Source organism: Streptomyces sp. ICN903, from assembly GCF_022015835.1.
Taxonomy (GTDB): Bacteria; Actinomycetota; Actinomycetes; order Streptomycetales; family Streptomycetaceae; genus Streptomyces; species Streptomyces fenghuangensis.
In genome coordinates this window covers 1-4,582 of sequence record NZ_JAKMAY010000386.1, presented here as the reverse complement: position 1 = coordinate 4,582, position 4,582 = coordinate 1, and the positions used below count along the sequence as shown (strand labels likewise).

At 72.3% G+C, this 4,582-nt stretch carries 7 protein-coding genes and 1 tRNA gene; 4 read left to right on the top strand and 4 right to left on the bottom strand.

Translation table 11 applies throughout. The features are described from left to right. Window positions 1–112: 112 nt before the first annotated feature. Window positions 113–1,963: a glycoside hydrolase family 3 protein gene (locus L7D48_RS26220; protein ID WP_237883173.1), complete on the top strand. Its 1,851-nt coding sequence runs from the start codon at window positions 113–115 to the stop codon at window positions 1,961–1,963. A gap of 57 nt (window positions 1,964–2,020) precedes the next feature. Then, window positions 2,021–2,093: transfer RNA gene (locus tag L7D48_RS26215), tRNA-Arg, on the top strand. Between the two features lie 71 nt (window positions 2,094–2,164). On the opposite strand, the gene L7D48_RS26210 is transcribed toward L7D48_RS26215, so the two are convergent. After that, a complete protein-coding gene (locus tag L7D48_RS26210) occupies window positions 2,165–2,317 on the bottom strand; it encodes a hypothetical protein (RefSeq protein WP_237883172.1) in 153 nt (50 codons plus the stop codon). Window positions 2,318–2,441: 124 nt separating this feature from the next. On the opposite strand from L7D48_RS26210, the gene L7D48_RS26205 reads away from it, so the two are divergent. Beyond that, window positions 2,442–2,639, top strand: coding sequence for a hypothetical protein (locus L7D48_RS26205; protein ID WP_237883170.1), 198 nt, complete (start codon window positions 2,442–2,444; stop codon window positions 2,637–2,639). Between the two features lie 116 nt (window positions 2,640–2,755). On the opposite strand, the gene L7D48_RS26200 is transcribed toward L7D48_RS26205, so the two are convergent. The 3 genes from L7D48_RS26200 to L7D48_RS26190 are packed head-to-tail and all read right to left on the bottom strand — an operon-like array spanning window position 2,756 to window position 3,874. Then, window positions 2,756–3,124 (bottom strand): DUF6193 family natural product biosynthesis protein, encoded by a 369-nt coding sequence (locus tag L7D48_RS26200; RefSeq protein ID WP_237883168.1) that lies wholly within the window; start codon window positions 3,122–3,124, stop codon window positions 2,756–2,758. Between the two features lie 48 nt (window positions 3,125–3,172). Further along, entirely contained in the window at window positions 3,173–3,364 is a 192-nt protein-coding gene (locus tag L7D48_RS26195; protein ID WP_237883165.1) for a hypothetical protein, read from the bottom strand. Between the two features lie 39 nt (window positions 3,365–3,403). After that, a complete protein-coding gene (locus tag L7D48_RS26190; RefSeq protein WP_237883164.1) occupies window positions 3,404–3,874 on the bottom strand; it encodes a pyridoxamine 5'-phosphate oxidase family protein in 471 nt (156 codons plus the stop codon). A 256-nt stretch (window positions 3,875–4,130) separates the two neighbouring features. Here L7D48_RS26190 and L7D48_RS26185 point away from each other — a divergent pair, with 256 nt between their 5' ends. Next, window positions 4,131–4,502 carry a hypothetical protein gene (locus L7D48_RS26185; protein WP_237883162.1) on the top strand — a complete coding sequence of 124 codons (372 nt, stop codon included), beginning with the start codon at window positions 4,131–4,133 and terminating at the stop codon, window positions 4,500–4,502. The last annotated feature ends 80 nt before the right edge of the window (window positions 4,503–4,582 follow it).

Sequence of the window (4,582 nt, the reverse complement as noted above, 5' to 3'; positions counted from 1 at the left end):
CGCTGGAACGATGTGGCCGCCACCGCTCCGGCGCCCACCCCCACATGCCGTCACCTCCGCACGCGCACCACCGGCCCCACCCGCTCCGTCCGCCCATGTGAGGAGAGACCCGATGCAGCAGCCCGCGACTCCCAGCCGCAGACAAGCCCTCGCCACCGGCCTGTTCGGTGTCACCGCGGCGCTGACCGCCTCCGCCGCCCTCTCCTCCCCGGCGAACGCGGACACCGGACCGGCCGCCGGACAGGCCGCCTCCGGCGGCGACCGCGCGCGTACCAGGGCCCGGGCCCGGGCCCTGGTCCGCCGCATGTCCCTGGAGGACAAGGTCGGGCAGCTCTTCGTCGTCGAGGTCTACGGCCAGGCCGCCGACACGGTCTCCGCGGGCAACCGCACCCTGTACGGCGTGGACACCCCCGCCGAGGTCATCGCCAAGTACCGGCCGGGCGGAGTCATCTACTTCGACGCCCGCCGCGGCCCCGACAACGTCCGCGACCCGCTCCAGACCGCCCGTCTGTCCAACGGCCTCCAGCGGGCCGCGCGCCGCGCCGGCGCCCGCGTACCGCTGCTGGTCTCCATCGACCAGGAGGGCGGCAGCGTCGTCTACCGCCTCACCGACCCCGCCACCCTCCTGCCCGGCAACATGGCGCTGGCGGCGGGCCGGTCCGCCTCCGACACCCGGCGCTCGGCCGAGATCCTCGGCCTGGAGCTGGCGGCGATGGGCGTCAACCAGAACTACGCCCCCGTCGCCGACGTCAACGTCAACCCCGAGAACCCGGTCATCGGCGTCCGCTCCTTCGGCTCCGACCCCGCCCTGTGCGCCTCCCTGGTCGACGCCTCCGTGAGCGGCTACCACCGCGGCCGGGTCGCCTCCGCCGCCAAGCACTTCCCCGGCCACGGCGACACCGACACCGACAGCCACACCGGCCTCCCGCGGATCGACCACACCCGCGAGGAACTGGAGAACATCGACCTGCCGCCCTTCCGGGCCGCCATCGCGCGCGGCGTCGACACGATCATGACGGCCCACATCGTCGTCCCGGCCCTGGACCCGTCCGGCGTCCCGGCCACCATGTCGCAGCCGATCGTCACCGGGCTGCTGCGCCAGGAGATGGGCTTCGAGGGCCTGATCGTCACCGACGCCCTGGACATGCAGGGCGCCTCGGGCCAGTTCCCGCCGGACGTGGCCCCGGTCCGGGCCCTCATGGCCGGCTGCGACCAGCTCGTCCTGGCACCGGAGCTCGACACCGCCTACGGCGCCGTCCTGGAGGCCGTACGCAGCGGGCAGGTCCCCGTCTCCCGTCTGGACGCCTCGGTGGAACGGATCCTGGCGCACAAGCTCCGCCGGGACCTCTTCCGGCACCCGTACGTGGACGAGCGGCACGCCGTGCGCACCGTCGGCGCCGAACGCCACAAGGCCGACGCCCAGGCCATCACCGACCGCACCGTCACCCTGGTCAGGAACGAGGGCTCCCTCCTCCCCCTCTCCTCCGACACCCGCTCCGTCCTGGTCACCGGCTGGGGGGTGAGCACCACCCGGGTCCTCGCCGACGCCGTCGCCGAGCGCCCCGGCCAGAGCGCCACCGTCCTGGAGACGGGCGCGATCCCCTCCGCGGACCGCATCACGCAGGCGGCCGACGCGGCGGCGGGACGCGGCCTGGTGATCGTCTCCGTCAACGCGGCCGCGGCGGGCTCCGAGAAGGGCGCCGCCCAGGCGAGACTGGTCCAGGCCCTGATGGACACCGGCGCACCCGTCGTCGCCGTCGCCGTCCGCAACCCGTACGACATCCGCCGCTTCCCCGGCGTCCCCGCCTATCTGGCCACCTACTCCTACGGTGCCCCCTCCCTCCGGGCCGCAGTCCGCACCGTCTACGGCGACCTCTCCCCCGCCGGCCGGCTCCCGGTCGCCGTCCCGGACGCCGGCTCCACCGGCACCCTCTACCCCTTCGGGCACGGCCTGACGTACTGACCCGGCCCAACACGTTCGGCACGCCCCGCACTCATCCGCTAACCTGTCCTGCGTCACGCCTTCGTAGCTCAGGGGATAGAGCACCGCTCTCCTAAAGCGGGTGTCGCAGGTTCGAATCCTGCCGGGGGCACCGGCGCAAGGGGCACCTACTCAGTTGAGTAGGTGCCCCTTGGCATCCACGGCTGACATCAACGGCAGCGGTCAGCCGTGCTCAGGCCGTCTCCGAAGCAGCCGGTTCATGTGGCTGATCGCCTCCCGCCGCATGTCCAGGTCCACGTCAGCCCAGCCCAGGCCGAAGCAGACCGACGATTTCCCGCGCCGCAGACCCATGGTGATGACGAGGACGAGGGCCACGCGGAGGGAATCACGCGAGCAGTCCTCCTCGGTATACGAGTTGGGCGGTGGTGACGTCGGTCAGGGCGGGTAGAAGCCATGTCCGGATGACAGTCGGGGCGGCGGATGCGGCATCGGGAGCGGAATGAGCCGACGAGCACGTGTGACCTTGGTGATCATCGGTGAGGCCCTGGTCCTCGCGGGTGCCGCGGCAGCCAGTCGCTCATGGCTGGGCTGGCACTGGGGCCAAGTGATCGCTCTGTCCTGCCTGATGCTCGTGAACATCGGCTTGGCCCTGCTCATGGAGCGCCGGAAGAGGACGGAGGGGAAGCAGGAGAACTGATCGCCTCCCTTCGGCTCGACTCCTCGGAGCTGCCTTTCCGGCCCAGGTGGGCGGCGCGCCCCTGTGCGGAGGCTGTGGGGTGTGAGCCCACAGCGGTGTCGCCACCACGACGGTTTTCAAGGTCGTTGGCCTGCCGCGTCCTCGCCCAGTCCCGGAGGCAGGTGGGCCACCACGAGACCGATGGCGTCCTCAGCCGTCACCGCTTGCCCAAGACGCTTCGTGTGAGCGGCCGTGTAGACGCTGTACGGCGGCCCCTCCAACACGACGAACGGCAGATCATCAACCGGAGGCTCGTTCCACGGAGGAGCGTCACGGATGAATCTGAGCGTGCCGTGGGTGTGGAAAGGGAAGAGGCCGCGCAGCGCGGGCTCCGCGTACGCGGCGGCCGCGATGGGTGGCAACGTGTCGTCGAACGAGCCGCGGGTCATCGGCCGGCGCTCCAGCAGCCATGTCCAAGCGGTCTCGACGTCAGAGGCTTCGGCCATGGCCGTACGATTCCGCATCCGGCACACGGCCGGCCAGTGCCTCGGGGCTCAGGGGTGGAAGTTCTCCCTGTACACGGTGCGGTCCCGCGGGAAGTCGTCCGGCCGCTCGCGCCGCGGGACGTCGTACCGTGCCACGAAGACGTCGAACGCCTCGTGGAGCGAGCAGCCGGGGTCGTCCTCGATGAGCGTGACGCCCTGGATGGTCCGGCCGTCGAATCCCGTCCCTGCCGCCGCACACAAGGAGTTCGTTCCCGCGCCCCGGCGCGCGACGGGCAGGGTCTACGGCCGGACGGTTCCGTGGTCCGCGTCGAAGGTGTCGCCGGTCAGTTTCGTCTTGGCGAAGCTGATCAGCGAGGACACCTTGCCTCCGGGGGTGTCCCAGTACTCGGCGCGTTCCACGTCGACCCGGAGGAGCACCGCGTCCGGGTTCTCGGGGCCGCCGGGCAGCCATGCCTCGGCGAAGGTGTTCCACAGTTCCCCGAGTTTGGCGCGGTCGTCGACCACCTGCGCGCGTCCGGTCATCGCCACCCAGGAGTCCCGGGAGGAGAAGGTGAGGGAGACTCGCGGGTCCGTCCCGATGTCGCGGACGTGGCGGGTGTCCCGGGCGGTGATGAACCACAGCTCGGCGCCGGGGTCGACCTCCTGGCGCGCCATGGGGAAGCTGTGCGGGCCGTCCGGGCCGTAGGTGGTCATCATCGCGATGGGCATGTCCCGCATCAGCTCGACCAGCTTCTTCCGCTCATCGGACATGGGGGCTTCTCCGTACGTCGTCGGGGCCGGACAGGGCCCCTCCCGCAGTACCCGGATCGGCGCATCCGACACGGCCGCGGGCCGCTCGGGGCGGTGGGATATCCGGCCCCCGCCGGGGAGCGAGCCCCACCGCGCACGCCGGAACCGCGACCGCGCGGAATGCGTCCACAGAGCGGCGGCTGTGGCGTCGCTGTGGACGCACCGCGCCGCGCGGGAGGGCGCGCGGCCCTTGGATCGTCCTGGGGAGGGAGAGGGGATGGTCGCGGACGAGGACGGCGGGGAGGACGGCACCTCTGTGGAGCGGGGCGAGGGGTTCACGGGCTTGGTCCTCGCGGTGCTCGCCGGTGTGCTGGCCACCGCGTGGTGGGGGTTCGCCGGGCTGGGCACCGAGAACTTCGGGAGCGACTGCGCCTTCCGCTTCGGCGAGAGCGGTCCGCGCGCCGAGCACTGCCACGGCGTGAACGACCGGGCGAAGGCGTGGCTTCCGCTGCTGGTGCTCGGCGCCTGGGGCTGCGCGGCGGCGGGGATCGTCCCCCGGCTGAGGTATGCGGCCTCCGTGTGCGCCATGGCGTGTCTGGCCCTGGCGGTGGTGCTCGGGGTCCACGCCATGGCCGTCTCCTCGCCGTAAGGGCACGGGCGGGGCGGCGCTCTGGGGTACGCGGTCAGGGGCGCGGCTCGCCGTACCAGCGCCAGGTGGCCGGGCGGGGG

What these genes read in the sequence shown, in the direction of transcription:
- L7D48_RS26190 (WP_237883164.1), bottom strand. Translation starts at nt 3,874, where the DNA reads ATGTCCGATGAGCGGAAGAAGCTGGTCGAGCTGATGCGGGACATGCCC.
- L7D48_RS26205 (WP_237883170.1), top strand. Translation starts at nt 2,442, where the DNA reads ATGAGCCGACGAGCACGTGTGACCTTGGTGATCATCGGTGAGGCCCTG.
- L7D48_RS26220 (WP_237883173.1), top strand. Translation starts at nt 113, where the DNA reads ATGCAGCAGCCCGCGACTCCCAGCCGCAGACAAGCCCTCGCCACCGGC.
- L7D48_RS26185 (WP_237883162.1), top strand. Translation starts at nt 4,131, where the DNA reads ATGGTCGCGGACGAGGACGGCGGGGAGGACGGCACCTCTGTGGAGCGG.
- L7D48_RS26200 (WP_237883168.1), bottom strand. Translation starts at nt 3,124, where the DNA reads ATGGCCGAAGCCTCTGACGTCGAGACCGCTTGGACATGGCTGCTGGAG.